Annotated in this window: 14 protein-coding genes; 5 read left to right on the top strand and 9 right to left on the bottom strand. The window is 65.3% G+C overall.

Going from position 1 to position 15,387, the window contains the following annotated elements; genetic code table 11:
• The first annotated feature begins 134 nt into the window (after positions 1-134).
• Positions 135-1,991: a Na+/H+ antiporter NhaA gene (gene nhaA, locus CH266_RS23095; RefSeq protein WP_032369555.1), complete on the top strand. Its 1,857-nt coding sequence runs from the start codon at positions 135-137 to the stop codon at positions 1,989-1,991.
• Positions 1,992-2,082: 91 nt separating this feature from the next.
• Here nhaA and CH266_RS23090 read toward each other — a convergent pair whose 3' ends face one another.
• Positions 2,083-3,168: a DNA polymerase domain-containing protein gene (locus CH266_RS23090; protein WP_032369556.1), complete on the bottom strand. Its 1,086-nt coding sequence runs from the start codon at positions 3,166-3,168 to the stop codon at positions 2,083-2,085.
• Positions 3,169-3,170: 2 nt separating this feature from the next.
• Entirely contained in the window at positions 3,171-4,220 is a 1,050-nt protein-coding gene (locus tag CH266_RS23085) for an ATP-dependent DNA ligase (protein ID WP_032369615.1), read from the bottom strand.
• A gap of 104 nt (positions 4,221-4,324) precedes the next feature.
• On the opposite strand from CH266_RS23085, the gene lppU reads away from it, so the two are divergent.
• Both lppU and CH266_RS23075 read left to right on the top strand, forming a co-directional pair.
• Complete coding sequence (lppU, locus tag CH266_RS23080) at positions 4,325-4,930, top strand: LppU family putative lipoprotein (RefSeq protein WP_032369557.1); 606 nt, start codon at positions 4,325-4,327, stop codon at positions 4,928-4,930.
• Complete coding sequence (locus tag CH266_RS23075) at positions 4,927-6,381, top strand: MFS transporter (RefSeq protein WP_371827996.1); 1,455 nt, start codon at positions 4,927-4,929, stop codon at positions 6,379-6,381. Before lppU ends, CH266_RS23075 begins: the two co-directional genes overlap by 4 nt.
• 4 nt (positions 6,382-6,385) lie before the next feature.
• Here the strand turns inward: CH266_RS23075 and CH266_RS23070 are convergent, their stop codons facing one another.
• From CH266_RS23070 to CH266_RS23045, 6 genes are all read right to left on the bottom strand, one after another.
• Positions 6,386-7,264 (bottom strand): universal stress protein, encoded by an 879-nt coding sequence (locus CH266_RS23070; protein WP_032369558.1) that lies wholly within the window; start codon positions 7,262-7,264, stop codon positions 6,386-6,388.
• 90 nt (positions 7,265-7,354) lie between these two features.
• Positions 7,355-7,684 (bottom strand): hypothetical protein, encoded by a 330-nt coding sequence (locus CH266_RS23065; protein WP_141214567.1) that lies wholly within the window; start codon positions 7,682-7,684, stop codon positions 7,355-7,357.
• An 83-nt stretch (positions 7,685-7,767) separates the two neighbouring features.
• The gene (locus CH266_RS23060) at positions 7,768-8,040 is read right to left on the bottom strand and encodes a hypothetical protein (protein ID WP_139278565.1); all 273 of its coding nucleotides are present in this window, start codon (positions 8,038-8,040) and stop codon (positions 7,768-7,770) included.
• A 104-nt stretch (positions 8,041-8,144) separates the two neighbouring features.
• A complete protein-coding gene (locus tag CH266_RS23055; RefSeq protein ID WP_032369560.1) occupies positions 8,145-8,612 on the bottom strand; it encodes a pyridoxamine 5'-phosphate oxidase family protein in 468 nt (155 codons plus the stop codon).
• Positions 8,609-9,490: a universal stress protein gene (locus CH266_RS23050; RefSeq protein WP_032369561.1), complete on the bottom strand. Its 882-nt coding sequence runs from the start codon at positions 9,488-9,490 to the stop codon at positions 8,609-8,611. The genes CH266_RS23055 and CH266_RS23050 overlap by 4 nt, the downstream gene beginning before the upstream one ends.
• Positions 9,487-10,488: an Acg family FMN-binding oxidoreductase gene (locus CH266_RS23045; protein WP_052068740.1), complete on the bottom strand. Its 1,002-nt coding sequence runs from the start codon at positions 10,486-10,488 to the stop codon at positions 9,487-9,489. Before CH266_RS23045 ends, CH266_RS23050 begins: the two co-directional genes overlap by 4 nt.
• 220 nt (positions 10,489-10,708) lie before the next feature.
• On the opposite strand from CH266_RS23045, the gene ilvD reads away from it, so the two are divergent.
• Complete coding sequence (ilvD, locus tag CH266_RS23040; RefSeq protein ID WP_027495252.1) at positions 10,709-12,421, top strand: dihydroxy-acid dehydratase; 1,713 nt, start codon at positions 10,709-10,711, stop codon at positions 12,419-12,421.
• A 139-nt stretch (positions 12,422-12,560) separates the two neighbouring features.
• On the opposite strand, the gene CH266_RS23035 is transcribed toward ilvD, so the two are convergent.
• Positions 12,561-14,534, bottom strand: coding sequence for an MFS transporter (locus tag CH266_RS23035; RefSeq protein WP_032369563.1), 1,974 nt, complete (start codon positions 14,532-14,534; stop codon positions 12,561-12,563).
• Between the two features lie 184 nt (positions 14,535-14,718).
• Between CH266_RS23035 and CH266_RS23030 the strand changes: the two genes are divergently transcribed.
• Positions 14,719-15,339: a TetR/AcrR family transcriptional regulator gene (locus CH266_RS23030; RefSeq protein WP_032369618.1), complete on the top strand. Its 621-nt coding sequence runs from the start codon at positions 14,719-14,721 to the stop codon at positions 15,337-15,339.
• Positions 15,340-15,387 lie beyond the last annotated feature (48 nt).

Here is a 15,387-nt window from a genome sequence, read left to right as displayed (position 1 = left end):
CGTGCACATCTCTTCGACAACGCTTCCCGGCAAGAGAACCATCCAGGGTACTGACCTGCGTGGAAGTAAAGCGTCGACCGCCGTGTTGGTACAGACTGCTTCACAACACCTCCGAGGAAGGACCCGGGCTGCAGATGGCAGATCAGATCACGCCGACGGACCGGCCGATGGCACGATTCGTCGAACGGATCTCGCGGGCTCGCGGCGAGAAGAACAGTGAAACCTTGGCCGCGGGCTTCCTGCTGGCGGCCACCTTGATCGCCCTGATCTGGGCGAACTCACCACTCGGTGACACCTATCAGTCGTTCTGGCACACCGAACTGTCGATCACCGTGGGTGAGCACGGCATCTCCCTCGACCTCGCCCACTGGGTCAACGACGGGCTGATGGCGCTGTTCTTCTTCGTCGTCGGCCTCGAGGTCAAACGCGAGTTCGCGATGGGTGAGCTCACCGACAGATCGCGCGCAGCGATTCCCATCGTGGCTGCACTCGCCGGTCTGGCCGCACCCGCGCTGCTGTTCCTCGCCTTCAACCCCTCCGGCCCGGCCGCCCAGGCCTGGGGCGTGGTCATCTCCACCGACACCGCGTTCCTGCTCGGTGCCCTTGCGGTACTCGGCCCGAAGAAGGCCGCGCGGCTGCGGATCTTCTTGTTGACGCTGGCCGTGGCCGACGACGTGGGCGCGCTGGCGATCATCGCGTTCTTCTACACCGACGATCTCGACGTGGTTCCGTTGGTGTTGGCGTTCATCGGGCTCGGACTGATCTTCCTGTTGCGTCGGCTCGAAGTGTGGCGCGGTGTCGGGTACTTCGTCGTCGCACTGTTCACGTGGGTCGCGATGTACGAGTCGGGAGTTCACCCCACGCTCGCCGGCGTGATGATCGCACTGATTCTTCCGGTGTACCCGCCGCGTCGCTCCGAGGTGGAACGAGCCTCGGACCTCACCCGCGCCTTCCGTCAATCGCCGAATCCCGAATACGCCCGAGCCGCGAGACTCGGCCTGGATCAAGCCGTCTCGGTCAACGAGAGACTGATGCGCCTGTATCAGCCGTACACCGCGTTCATCATCGTGCCGATCTTCGCGCTCGCCAATGCCGGGGTGGTGCTCAGCTCGGACACCCTGAAGGCTGCCTCCACGTCGACTCTCACCTGGGGCATCATCGCCGGCCTGGTGCTCGGCAAGCTCATCGGAATCACCGGGGCCTCGGCCATTTTCGCGAAGTTGCGACCCTCGGCTCTGGCTCCGGGGCTGACCATGTCGCACATCGCGGGCGGTGCGGCGATGTCCGGAATCGGATTCACGATCTCACTGTTCATCATCGACCTCGCGCTCGACGATCCGCTGCTGGCCGACGAGGCCCGCGTCGGCGTGCTGGCGGCCTCGGTCATCGCTGCCCTGCTCGGCTGGATTCTGTTCCGCATCGATGCGAAGATCCACCCGCCGAAAGCCGAAGCGTCGCTGCGTATTCTGCGTCCGGTCAGCGCCAAGCGCGATCACATCCGCGGGCCCGTCGACGCTCCGCTGACGATCGTCGAATACGCCGATTTCGAATGCCCGTTCTGCAGCAAAGCAACCGGCAGTGTCGCCGAGGTACGCAAGCACTTCGGTGACGACCTCCGGTACGTCTACCGACACCTGCCGCTGGACGACTACCACCCCCATGCCCGCTACGCGGCATACGCCAGCGAAGCCGCCGCGGCGCAGGGCAAGTTCTGGGAGATGGCCGACGTGTTGTTCCGCAACAGCGACGCCCTCGAACCCGACGACATCGACGGGTACGCACGCGAACTCGGCCTCGACATGGACAGATTCGAGGACGACATCCGCACCGGTGACTACGTGGTGCGCGTCGAGGACGACGAACTCGACGCCACGTCCTCCGATGTGGGCGGCACTCCGACGTTCTACCTGGGTCGCGGCGACAAGAACCTCACCCGCCACGTGGGGCCGTACGACGCGGCGACGTTGATCCGGGAACTCGAATCCATGTGAGGGTGGGCCGGGTTGCACAGAACACGGCTCGATCGACCGGATCCCGTCGACAACGCTACGTAGTGTGCAACCCTGCCCAGGCCGAGCGGAACTAGCTGTCGGTGCGGTTTCCTTCCGCATCCCAGTGCTCGGCGACTTTCTTCGACGGCTGCACTCGGGGCGGTTCGCCCGGCATCTTGGGGTAGTCGGGCGGGAAGTTCAGCTCACCACCCGGCAGTGTTTCCCACAGGTGCAGAAGCGGTTCCAGTGAGTAGGCCTTCGTGTCCATGTCGGCCCACGGGTCGCCGTCCTGCACCAGGTCCGGCACGGTGACGAGGTTGAAGTCACGCGGATCGGTGACGTCCGCCAACTGCGACCACGTCATCGGCGTACTCACCGTCGCTCCGGGACGGGCTCGCAGACTCCACGCGCTGGCTATGGTGCGGTCACGGTTGTTCTGGTTGTAATCGATGAAGATGCGTTCTCCGCGTTCTTCTTTCCACCAGTTGGTGGTCACCCCGTCGTCGCGACGTTCGAGTTCTCGGCCCAGGCCGATGGCCGCATGGCGCACCTGCTCGAAGGTGTACTCGGGCTCGATGCGCACGTAGATGTGAATGCCACGATTGCCGCTCGTCTTGGGGTAGCCGCGTAAGCCCAACTCCTCCAACAGCTCCCGCGTCACGTCGGCAACTCTCAGTGCGTCCGCGAACGTAGTGCCCGGCTGCGGATCGAGATCGAGACGTAGCTCGTCGGGATGATCCACTTCCGGTCTCCGCACCGGCCACGGATGGAACGTCAGCGTGCCCATCTGAGCCGCCCACACCAGCGCAGCCGGCTCCGAGGGACACAGTTCCTCGGCAGTGCGCTTGCTCGGGAACGCGATCTTCACGGTCTCGATCCACTCGGGCGCACCCTTGGGCAACCGCTTCTGATAGAAACCGTCGCCCTCCTTGTCCTGCGGGCCGAGCGCCAATCGCATGCCCTCGCGGTAGCCGTCGGGCCACCGCTCCATCGCGGTCGGGCGGTCGCCGATCGCCCGCATCAGCGGTTCGCCCACCGCGGCGAAGTATTCGCACACCTGGAGTTTGGTGATGTCCGGGGTGCGTTCGGTCGCTTCGTAGATCACGCGGTCGGGACTCGACACTCGCACTTCGCGCTCGCCCGCCTGCACGAACGCCGGTGGTGTTTTCGCGGCCATGCCTATCGCCCTCCAGCAATCACATCGGCGACGTCGTAGCGCACCGGCACCTCGAGCTGGTCGTAAGCGCACGAGCGCGGATCGCGATCCGGTCGCCAGCGCAGGAACCTGGCCACGTGCCGCAGCCGCGCGCCTTCCATCTGGTCGTAGGCCACTTCGATGACTCGCTCGATGCGCACCGGAATCCAATTGCGATCGTTGGACGAATTCCAACGGGTCGCCTCGCCGTCGTAGGTGACGTCGTCACCGAGCCGGAGCGGTTCGAGCTCTTCGAGCAACTCCAGCCGCCGCTTGTCGGTGAACGCCGACGCTCCGCCGATCATGCGCAGATCCTCGCCGTCGTACAAGCCGAGCAGCAGTGATCCGATACCGTTGCCGGACTTGTGAATTCGATAACCGATCAACACGCAGTCGGCAGTGCGAGCATGCTTGATCTTGATCATCTCGCGCTTGTTGGGCAGATACGGCCCGTCGAGCTTCTTCGCTACGACGCCGTCGAGGCCTGCTCCCTCGAACCGCTCGAACCAGTCCTCGGCCACGGCCGCATCGTCGGTGGCCGAGGTGACGAAGCAACTCGGCCCGCCCGTGCCCACCGCGTCGAGCAATCGCGCCCGCCGCGTCGAGAACGGCTCACCCGTCAGATCCTCGTCGCCGACGGCCAACAGATCGAAGCCGATGAACTGCGCCGGTGTCTTCTCCGCCAGCATCGTCACTCGGCTCGCCGCGGGATGGATGCGCTCGGACAACGACTCCCAGTCCAGGCGCGTGGAACCGTTCTTCTCGCGCGGCACCACGATCTCTCCGTCGATGACGATCTTCTCGGGTAGTTCGGCCTTGACGGCCTCGACGAGCTCGGGAAAATAGCGAGCGAGGTCCTTGCCGCCGCGCGATCCCAGCACCACCTCGTCGCCGTCGCGAAACACGATGGCACGAAAACCGTCCCATTTGGGCTCGTACGACCACACCGGCGGCCCGTCCTCGGGCTGAGGAGGCACCTCTTTCGCGGCTTTGGCGAGCATCGGCGCAACCGGAACGGCGAGAGGAAGATCCACGCACTTCATCCTGCCTCATGCGGCCGACAACCGAGTCCGATATTTTCTACACACATACGGTCGATGCACCCAGCACGCTTCTTTCGTCGAGAGCAGGACTCACCATGGCGTCACCCACTCGTTCGGTCCGCGCTTTCGTCGTCGCTCTGTCCGCCTGCGCGGCGGTGCTACTGAGCGGATGCGCCTCGGAGGTATCCGGGACCGCCGTCGCCATCTCCGGTGCCAGCATTCCCACCACCACCACGACGCCGCCTCGCACCACCACCGGTTCCCCGCCCCCCGACATCGACGAGGGCGGCAGCGTCGACATCGACGTCGAGATCGGCCAGTGCGTCGAACTCGGTGGGACGGTCGAGAACGCCACCGTCGCCAATGCGACCTGCGGATCCCCACAGTCCAACTACGTCGTGTTCGCCAAGACTCCGACCTCGGCCGAATGCCCGCCCGACGCCGATCAGTACTACTACGAGACGTACTTCGACATCGAGCAAGGGGCCCTGTGCCTCGACATCGACTGGATCGTCGGTGGCTGCATGGACCTGGTGGGCGAGTTCGCGCAACGCGTCGACTGCGCCACCCCGGGTGCCGACACCCGCCGGGTGGTGACCATCCTGCAGGGCACCACGTCGGTCGACGACTGCCCCGACCCCGCGTTGTACGGATTCGAGAAGGACTCCCGCAACTTCGTCGTCTGCGTCGAGAAGTTGTGATCGAGCAGCCTGCAGAGCGGCCCGATGTAACCATTTCGCTGTCCAGTGCGCGGGGCCGATGGATCGTCGCGGCCACCGTGCTCGGGTCGTCTCTGGCGATGCTCGACGCCACCGTGGTCAACATCGCGCTGCCGGCGATCGGTCGGGATCTGGGATCGGGTGTCACCGGGCTGCAGTGGACGCTCAGCGGTTACACGTTGGCGCTGGCGTCGCTGATCCTGCTCGGCGGCTCGCTCGGTGACCGGCTCGGACGCAGGCGGGTGTTCGTCTGGGGCACCGTCTGGTTCACGGCGGCCTCGGTTCTGTGCGGTCTTGCCCCCAACATCGAGGTGTTGATCGCGGCGCGGCTGCTCCAAGGCATCGGCGCGGCATTGCTGACCCCCGGTTCACTTGCGCTCATCTCGGCGTCCATCAGATCCGACGATCGCGGAGCCGCGATCGGGCTGTGGTCGGGGTTGGGCGGAGTGGCGTCGGCGATCGGTCCACTGCTCGGCGGCTGGCTCGTCGACGCCGTCGGCTGGCGCGCGGTGTTCTTGATCAATGTTCCGCTGGCCGTGGTGGTCGTGTGGGTGGCCATGAAACATGTTCCGGAGAGCCGTGATCCGCACGCTGCCGGTCGCCTCGACGTCCCCGGCGCGGTCACGGTCGCCGCTGCCCTCGGGCTGCTGACGTACGGCCTGATCGAGTCCCACGTTCTTGCGCTCGCGTTGGGGATCGTCGCGGTCGGAATGTTCGTGGTGATCGAGCGCCGCACCCACGATCCGCTGGTACCGCCGTCACTGTTCGCCTCGCGCGTGTTCCTGGCAGCCAATCTCGTGACCTTCGCCGTGTACGCGGCGCTCGGCGGGGTGTTCTTCCTGCTGGTGTTGCAGCTGCAGTTCGCGGTCGGATTCTCCCCTGTCGCAGCCGGATTGGCCACCATTCCGATCACCGTGCTGATGCTCGTACTGTCGGCCCGCGCGGGCCGGCTCGCGTGGCGCATCGGCCCGCGCATTCCGATGACGGTCGGGCCGCTGCTGTCGGCGGCGGGGCTGCTGCTGATGCTGCGCATCGGGCCCGGATCCACCTACGTCGCCGATGTTCTCCCCGCCGTCGTCGTGTTCGGCCTCGGCCTCTCCGCTCTGGTGGCCCCGTTGACCGGAGCCGTTCTGAGCGCGGCACCGGACGACCGCGCCGGAATCGCATCGGGCGTCAACAATGCTGTCGCCAGAACCAGTCAACTGCTCGCCGTTGCCGCGCTGCCCGCATTGGCAGGCATTGCCGGGTCCGATTACTCCGCGCCACAGGTTTTCTCGTCCGGGTTCCACTCGGCGATGCTGATGTGCGCCGGGCTCTTGGTACTCGGCGCTGTCATCGCGGCGGCGCTGATCAGGAGCGCTGGTAACCCCTCCGACTGCCCACCGCACTGCGATCTGGGTGCCCCGCCGGTCGACAGACGCAGCGTCGACTGACTGCTCACCGCACGATCAACACCGAGCATTCGGCATGGTGTACGAGGTTCTGACTGACCGACCCCAGGATCGCACCGCGGAGGGCACCTCTACCTCGGCACCCGACAACGAGCATCGATGCCGACGCAGACAGCGCTCGCAAGCCTCGTGTCGGGCTCGATTGGGCACTGACGGTCGTGAGCTGCACAGCCGGATACTTCTCGTGCATCTTCTCCACATGCGTTTCCAGCCAACGCTTCTCGTCTTCCTGCACCGCCTGCCAGTCGATGTAGCCGGCGCTCATCCCGATGCCGGCCTGAGCCGCGAACCCCCAGTAGTTGACCGCGATCACGGGTGCGCCCAGGTTGTCGGCCATCTCGAGCGCGGCACCCAGCGCTCGATCGGACTGTTCGCTGCCGTCGATCCCGACCACGATCGGGCGGCCCACGTCGGCCTTGTCGTTTTCGTTGCGGAGCAACAACACCGGACACTGCGCGTGCGTCATGACGCGCAGCGTGTTGCTCCCGAGGGTGAGGTCGCGGATCGCGCTCGACTTCCTGGATCCCAGCACCACCATGTCTGCTCCCACGTCGGCCACGTACGACGCTATGGTGCCGTCCACACTGACGGTGTCCACGGATACCCCAGGTGCGGCGGCGTGTACCTCGCCCTCTGCTCGAACGAGGTGTTTGCGGCCCATGGCACGAAGATCCCTCTCCAGCGCGCCACCGTCGACGAATGCTGCCGACCCGTACCAATCCCCCACCGGGACTGCATGAACGAGACGTACGGTCGCGTGGACCTTGTCCGCGTAGGTGCCGGCCCATCGGGCTGCAGCCTCGGCCTCGGCCGATCCGTCGATACCCACGACGATGGGAAGTGTGCGGGCGGTGGAATTACTCATGTGATCTTCCTGTCTCGATGTCGACGGCTCAGTTGCCATGACGTGATGATTTGCAGTGCAGTCGAATTGGCAGTCCGTGTTCGTGTCCGGTCAGCGGCCGAAGAGCGCGGACACCTCGTCGAGATCGATGTCGGTTCGGCAACCGCTCGGCTCCAATTCGACGTAGAAACTCTCGTAGCCGCGCGGGTCTGCACCCCGCTCACCCGTGCTGCGCCGCTCGAACACTCGTGCGTCCGGCCACCGTTCGAGCACGGCTGTTCTGAGGATGTGTCCGTCGGGCGAGACCCCGCTGAGAGGCCCGTACTCGGCGATCACCACCGAATGGACGACACCGTCGATCGATGCAGTGGTCACCGGAAACACCATCGGTACCGATTGCGTCGGAATCTCGACGACCAAGGAGTCGGAATCGACCCGCATCGAGCCCGTCACCTGCGGCCATTCACTGTCGGTCCTCCTCGTCGTTCCTGCTCTCGCGGGCTCACGTCCGCCGGAAGTCGGCGTCACATCGACCCCGCGACAGAATCGGAACCCGAAGGCGCATGCGACCTTTGCGCGGCGTGCTGCCCTGCACGAAGGCTCACTGCGGCCATCACGAACATCGCTGCTGCCGCACCTCCGCAGACCGCAGCCCAGCCGGTCACACCGGACGCGAGCAACGTCAGGAAAAGGCCTACCGCGGCGACGGCACACACCAGTAGCACTTCGGCGAGGACATTTTCGGCCTCGGCCAACACGGCCTGCCCGTCGTGTCCGTCGTGTACTTGCTGCTTCATCTCGAACTCCTCGAAGTCGACGAATCGGTAGAACCGACATTGCCGAATTCTCGATGCCGACGGCAGGGTCGAAAGTCCCGATCCTTCCGCCATGAGGCCCGGCCTCACCCTCGTGAATTCGTCTCGCCCGCAGTCGGTCCACGCATCAGCTCGACCCCCGACACCGACGTCGGGGTCACTTCGACGAGTCGGTGCATCGGCGGGCCGTCCGAATGCGGCCGGGGCAGTAGCTGTTCGAGGACTTCGAGTCGAGCATCCACGACCGCACGGGCGATTCCGTGAATCACGACAGTCGATACGGTCAGGTGAGCGTCGTCCTCGGCGTCCACTTCCAGGACGACCGAGGAATCGAGCGCACTCCACCCCAACCGCGACCGCCCCTCGGCGTAGAAATACACCCGACTACCGCTCCATACGATGGAGACCGGGTCGATGGTGGGCCCGAAGTGGTCGTGGCCGATCAGCCGTGCGACGGTCGCCCGTCGCGCAAGCCGATGAGCGTTGTCGGAGTTCAGAACTCGTCGTCGATCATCACTCCCGCGCACACGATTCGGTACGGTGCGGTTGGTCATCGGTCTCTGCAGATCATCACCGGGCAGTGGGCGTGGCGGGTGAGGTTGCTACTGGTCGATCCGAACAGTGCTCGGGCAACCACTCCTCGCCCGTGACTGCCGACCACCACGAGGCCGGCTCGCTTGGACAGATCGACAAGGAGGTGCGCCGGGTTACCCTGTCGCACGACATGTTCGACACTGACATCCGGATATTTCTCGGCCCACCCGGCCAGACATTCGGAGAGCAGCATCTGCTGCTCACGCTCGATCTCGATGCTGTCATGCGGCCCCGGCGGAGAGAGTGCCGCGCCGTGAGACCACGAGTTCCAGGCGAGCGCTGCGATCATCGGTACACCGAACAACGAGGCCAGATCGAAGGCCTGTTCGACGGCCGCCTCACTCGTTGCACTGCCGTCGATACCGACGAGGACCGGCGCGTCGAAGCCGGCGTCGCCCTCCCGCCACACGATCACCGGGCACAGGGCCGCGTTCGAGGTCTCCTGCGCCGTACTGCCGAACAATGCGGACACGATCGGACCGGAACCCGAATTGCCGACGACGAGCATCCGCGCGGTGGAGGAGAGTTCGACCATCATCGAGCACGCCGTCGCCTCCTCCACCGAGGTGGAGACGGCAAGGTCGGGATGACGGGCCAGCACTGCGGCAGCGACGTCGGTCACCATGTGTTCGGACGCTCGGCGCTGCTCGTCCCACACCTCCTTCGGCACGACCGCTGCGGGCTCGCCCATGTAGATCACAGGCTGCTGTACTGCAGTGGCGATGAGCAGGGGAGAGTCCACCCTTTCTGCCAGTGTCGCCGCCCAGAGCGCAGCGCCGATACTGCCGGCCGAACCATCCACCCCCACCACGATTTTCTGATGTGCTGCGAGAATCACGATCGTCTCCTGTTCGTTGCGCGTGCGGGAGCAGACAGCACCGAGGCCACCGCATGTCGTGGCGTTCGAGGCGCCGGGGCGCCGATCATCGGTGTACCGACTCGAATCAGCACCTGTGCCATGCCGATGTGCGGTGCCAACGACTGGACGAGTCGCCTGCTCCCGGCCTGTTCCGTCATGTGAGTCAACGGGCACGTCGCCAAGCCGTCCGCGGTCGCTGCCAGCAGAAACGTCGACATGGCACGGCCACAGTTCAGCCAATCCAGTCGTTCGTCCGACGGTGTGCCGAGCAGCACCACTGTGGACTCGTCTTCGACCGGCTCCCGCGGAACCACCGTGCCGACGCGGTGCGGTTCGGGGAATGCTCGCCCCACCTGCACCCTCGACGCATCCGCGCGGTTCGTCAGCGCCTCGGGCGGAATACCGCCGGAACGAAACGAGTGCCCGGCCCACCATCTGATCTCGGCCTGGTACGTCGCGTCGTACTTCCGGATGCCCGCGCTCAGTGTCGAGGCCCTCGCCAACGTCTGTTTCGACTCTGCCGACAAGACGGTCATCTCGGTGCCGTAGTGCTGACGACCGAGATATCGCGTCAGAACGCGATCGGTCGGCACCGGTCCGAACGCCCGACGATCCGAGTGCCTGCGGTTGATCGCACTCAACATCTCGAACTCACGCGACCGAGGATGCGCGTCGTGCACGAGGCGGATATGGGCAAGATGATCCGGCGTGCCCGGGGCGGGCAACAGGTCGATCTCGGTCTTCCACCGAAACGCCGCGGCAGCCTTCTCGAGATGGTCCAACGCGGCCCCGCAGCTCATCACCATCTGCCGTTCGGTCGGGTCGATCACCCCCAGCACGCGGGAGGTGTCGGTGTACAGATCGAGTCCGTGTTCGTAGTAGGTCCACCTCCACGGCTGGCTGTTGTGCACCGACGGCGCGCGGCACGCGAGCTCCACCAGCATTTCCACCACGGCCGTATCCTGCTGATCGCTCATCGTCTCTCCTCGACCTCCCACCGCGATGCGGTGGATCCGCCCCCACTGTCGCCCCGAGGTCGCGGTGCTCGACAGGGCCGTTCGTCACTCGATGGAGGGCATTCCGGTGCATGCCGAAAGAGCGCAGCGCCACAGGTTTAGTGTTGACGGTGAATGCGACTCGGGGCGGAACCTGAGGACGCGACCGAGGAGCCACCATCGCCGACCGTTCAGGAGTGTCATGACGACCCCGCACAATCCACCCGAAGTCGACGTCAAGCCACGTAGCCGGGACGTCACCGACGGGCTGGAGAAGACTGCCGCCCGCGGCATGCTCCGCGCCGTCGGGATGGGCGACGACGACTGGGTCAAGTCCCAGATCGGCGTCGCGTCGTCGTGGAACGAGATCACTCCCTGCAACCTCTCACTCGAACGACTGGCGAAGGAGGTCAAGAAGGGCGTCCACGCGGCCGGCGGGTATCCGTTGGAATTCGGCACCATCTCGGTGTCCGACGGCATCTCGATGGGCCACGAGGGCATGCACTTCTCGTTGGTCTCGCGTGAGGTCATCGCCGACAGCGTCGAAACCGTCATCAGCGCCGAACGTCTCGACGGCTCCGTGCTGCTCGCCGGCTGCGACAAGTCGCTGCCCGGAATGTTGATGGCTGCCGCGCGTCTCGACCTCGCCAGCGTCTTCCTCTACGCCGGATCCACCCTGCCCGGTTTCGCCACCCTGTCCGACGGCAGCGAACACCAGGTGACGATCATCGACGCCTTCGAGGCCGTCGGTGCCTGCTCGCGTGGACTGATGTCGCGCGCCGACGTCGACACCATCGAACGCGCCATCTGCCCCGGCGAAGGCGCCTGCGGCGGCATGTACACCGCGAACACCATGGCCAGCGCCGCCGAGGCGATGGGAATGTCGTTGCCCGGCAGCGCTTCTCCGCCGGCACCGGATCGTCGCCGGGACGGCTTCGCACACGCCAGCGGCGAGGCCGTCGTCGAATTGCTGCGACGCGGCATCCGCACCAGCGACATCCTCACCAAGGAAGCCTTCGAGAACGCGATCGCCGTCGTCATGGCTTTCGGTGGATCCACCAACGCCGTGCTGCACCTGCTGGCCATCGCGCACGAAGCTCAGGTCGAACTGACCCTCGCCGACTTCACCCGCGTCGGAGCGAAGGTTCCACACCTCGCCGACGTCAAGCCCTTCGGCAAGCACGTCATGACCGACGTCGACGCCATCGGCGGTGTCCCCGTGGTCATGAAGGCTTTGCTCGACGCCGGCCTCATGCACGGCGACTGCATGACCGTCACCGGAAAGACCGTGGCGGAGAACCTCGCTCACATCGCTCCCCCGGACCCCGACGGCAAAGTGCTGCGCGCACTGGACAAGCCGATCCACCCGACCGGCGGCATCACCATTCTCGAAGGATCACTTGCCCCGGGCGGAGCCGTCGTCAAGTCCGCCGGTTTCGATTCCGACGTATTCGTCGGTACCGCAAGAGTTTTCGAGCGTGAACGCGCGGCCATGGATGCTCTCGAAGACGGCACCATCGCGGCAGGCGACGTCGTCGTCATCCGCTACGAGGGACCCAAGGGCGGACCCGGAATGCGCGAAATGCTCGCGATCACCGGAGCCATCAAGGGCGCGGGCCTGGGCAAGGACGTCCTGCTGCTCACCGACGGCCGATTCTCCGGCGGAACCACCGGCCTCTGCGTCGGACACGTGGCACCCGAGGCAGTCGACGGCGGACCCATCGCCTTCGTCCGCGACGGCGACCAGATCCGACTCGACGTCGGCAAGGGCACCCTCGACGTTCTCGTCGACGCAGCCGAAATGCAAGCACGCCAGGAGGGTTGGGCACCGCTTCCTCCGCGCTACACCCGCGGAGTGCTGGCCAAGTACTCGAAGTTGGTCGGTTCGGCATCGAACGGTGCGGTGCTGATCTAGCCACCCGCCCTAGCCCTAGCCCCCGGCCCTAGCCCCCCCGGTTGGGATCAATGTGGGTTTCAGTCAGTTGGACTGCAACAAAGGTGCATTGATCCCAACCCGGCGGCAGTGCAGTGGTCCATTCACGCGCTGGGGAGGTCTACAGCGGCATGGCCCAGATAGGGCTCGAGCGTTCGTTCATCTCGGTGCACGTCGCGTGTTGTCGGCTGGCTCGTTGGTAGAACGTCTGCAACGGTTCGGTCGGCTCCACGTCCGGCGGTGTCGGTGTGACGGGCAGTTCGCCGAGTTCGAGCGCCAACTGATAAATGCTGGGGCGTTCGAGTTCGGCGTCGACCAGTGCCGGCGCGGCAGCGTTGTGCGGCTTCACGGTTCGAGGTATACGCGGCGCACTCGGTTCGGGCTTGGCTGCCGACGGGCGTTCGAGTAGCTGCTCGAGCTCGGCGACCTCACGGACAGCCGCTGCGCTCGTGGCCGGCGGCGCAACGAAGGGCACGATCGGCTCGAACGCGATCATGTCCGACGACGACGCAAGCGCCTTGTTCTTGGCCGGGATGAGGAACGCCACGATCACGGTTCCGGTGCCGAACACCACGGCCGCAACGACACTGGTGTGCACGACGGCACTGCCGAAGGCAGAGATGGCATTCGCTTCGAGATTGTCTGCGAAACCGCTCAAAAATGCATTCTGCTCGCGAATGATGTCGGAGACGATCACCGCACCGGCCAGCGAATCCTGCGATGCCGCAAGCCCTTCTGCGGCCTGACCGGTGTACTGGCCATTGGGTTGCTTACCGGGGAAGGTCTGCAGAAACCCCTCGATTCCCTGTCGATACGACGCCGCCAGAACCGAACCCAATACAGCGATGCCGAGAGACCCACCCAGTTCGAGTGCAGTGTCGTTCAGTCCGCCGCCGACACCGAGCTTGTCGTCCGGGAACTCACCCATGATGGCATCGGTGCAGGGCGAGACGGACAGTCCGATGGCCAGTCCGAGCAGCGTCAGTACGGGCAGGAAGTCGACATACGTTGCCGTCGAATCGATTCCGACGAGGGAGACGACCGACAGCGTGCCCACGATCATCCCTGCGGTGACGGTGACACGCGGCCCCATCTTGGGGGTCAGCCACATCGTGATTCCGGACCCGACGAACACTGCGCCGGCCAGCGGCAGCAGATGCACTCCGGTGGAGACCGGGCCGTACCCGAGAGCGAACTGCAGGTACTGCGCCACGAGGTAGATCGCCCCGAACGTCACCAGGAAGAACACCAGCACCGCAAGGGTGGCGCCCCCGAGAACACGCGAGGAGAATATCCGCACGTCCAGCAATGGATTGGGGTGTCGTAGTTCCCAGCCCACGAACCCCAACACCGACAGCAGTCCGACGAGGCCGAAGTACAGCGGCCCGACAGTCCAGCCGAAGTGCATGCCCTCGATGATGGAGTAGACGATGGTCGAGACGGCCAGAACCGACAGCAACCCGCCGATCCAATCGATCGCACCGGCATCGACGGCTCGCGACGGAGGGACGAGTACGACGGCTCCGGCTATGGCGGCCAGCGCAATCGGGACGTTGATCAGAAATGTCGAACTCCACGTGAAGCTCTCGAGAAGCCATCCGGCCAGCAACGGCCCGGCGGCGATGGCGAGGCCGGACGTGGCCGCCCACACGGTGACGGCTGTGGCCCGCTCACGCTTGGGAAACGTGGCCACCAGCAGAGACAACGTCGCAGGCATGACGATCGCAGCCGCGACACCCATGACGATTCGAGCCAGGATCACGCCGAGCGTGGCATCGGTCAGCGCCCCCGCCACCGACCCCGCCACGAAGATGATCAGTCCGATGATCAGCGCGCCGCGTCGGCTGTACCGGTCGCCGATCACTCCGCACAACAGCATCAACGACGCGTACGGGACGGTGTATCCGTCGATCACCCATTGAAGATCACTGCTGGTCAAGCCCAGATCCATCGTCATCGACGGCGCGGCGACGAGCAGAGACGTGTTCGCCATGACCACGATCAGCAGGCTCAGGCACAACACCACCAAGGCCGACCATCGTCGGGCATAGGGTTTGTGCATTTCTTGGACAGGTGTCATCGCGAGCAGTGTCATGTGTTCCCCCCCGTTGGCAAAGTGCGACACACCTTGCACAGTGCTGTGCAGCTTAAGAAATTCGCGCTAGGATCGGCAATCTTTTGTGGCGGCAACCACACTGCGTCGACGCGATCGTGCTAGAAGTGGACGTGTGCCGAAGACGACGGAGTCGAGACCGAGCGCACGGACAGACCGATCGCCCGTGCAGCGAAGTGACGCCCGCTCGAACAGAGCGCGAATTCTCGATGTCGCGCAGGGGGTACTGGCGAACAATCCGGACGCGACCATCAACGACGTCGCGTCCGCGGCCGGGGTGGTCCGACGAACGGTGTACTCGCACTTCGCCTCTCGCGAAGCCCTGATCGACGGCATCGCACTCGAAGCCGCAGAACGCATCTCGGCCGCGCTCGAACGTGATCCGGCCGTCGACGAATCCGCCGTCACCGTGTTCGTGCGCCAGACGCTGGCACTGGCACGCGTCGGCGATCAGTACCGGCTTCTACTTGCGGTTGCCCGTACCGACCTGGGACACAACGGTCTTCACGACCTACTGGGACCGATGCGGGAGTCGGCTGCGGCTGTCATACGACGTGGACAGCGCGAGGGTGTGTTCTCCACCTATCTGCCGGCCGAGGTGCTGATCCTCAACATCGAAGCCATCGCGCTGTCGATCCTCGAGGCCACCAATGCCGGGCTGCTCACCGACCCCACAGGTGCGGCCACCACGTCGAGTCTGGTCCTGCTCGGAATCGCACCGGACGAAGCCGAACGCATCGTGAGCGGTGTCCGTGCCGCGGACGCGCCAGCCGAAGCCCACCCCTGAAACGACGAATGCCCCGCCTGCGCAATGTGATTGCGCCGACGGGACATC

Origin of the sequence: Rhodococcus sp. 06-1474-1B, assembly GCF_002258885.1 — a bacterium.
GTDB lineage: Bacteria > Actinomycetota > Actinomycetes > Mycobacteriales > Mycobacteriaceae > Rhodococcoides > Rhodococcoides fascians.
Note: the sequence above shows the minus strand (reverse complement) of the source record. Positions and strands in the feature narration are given on the sequence as shown.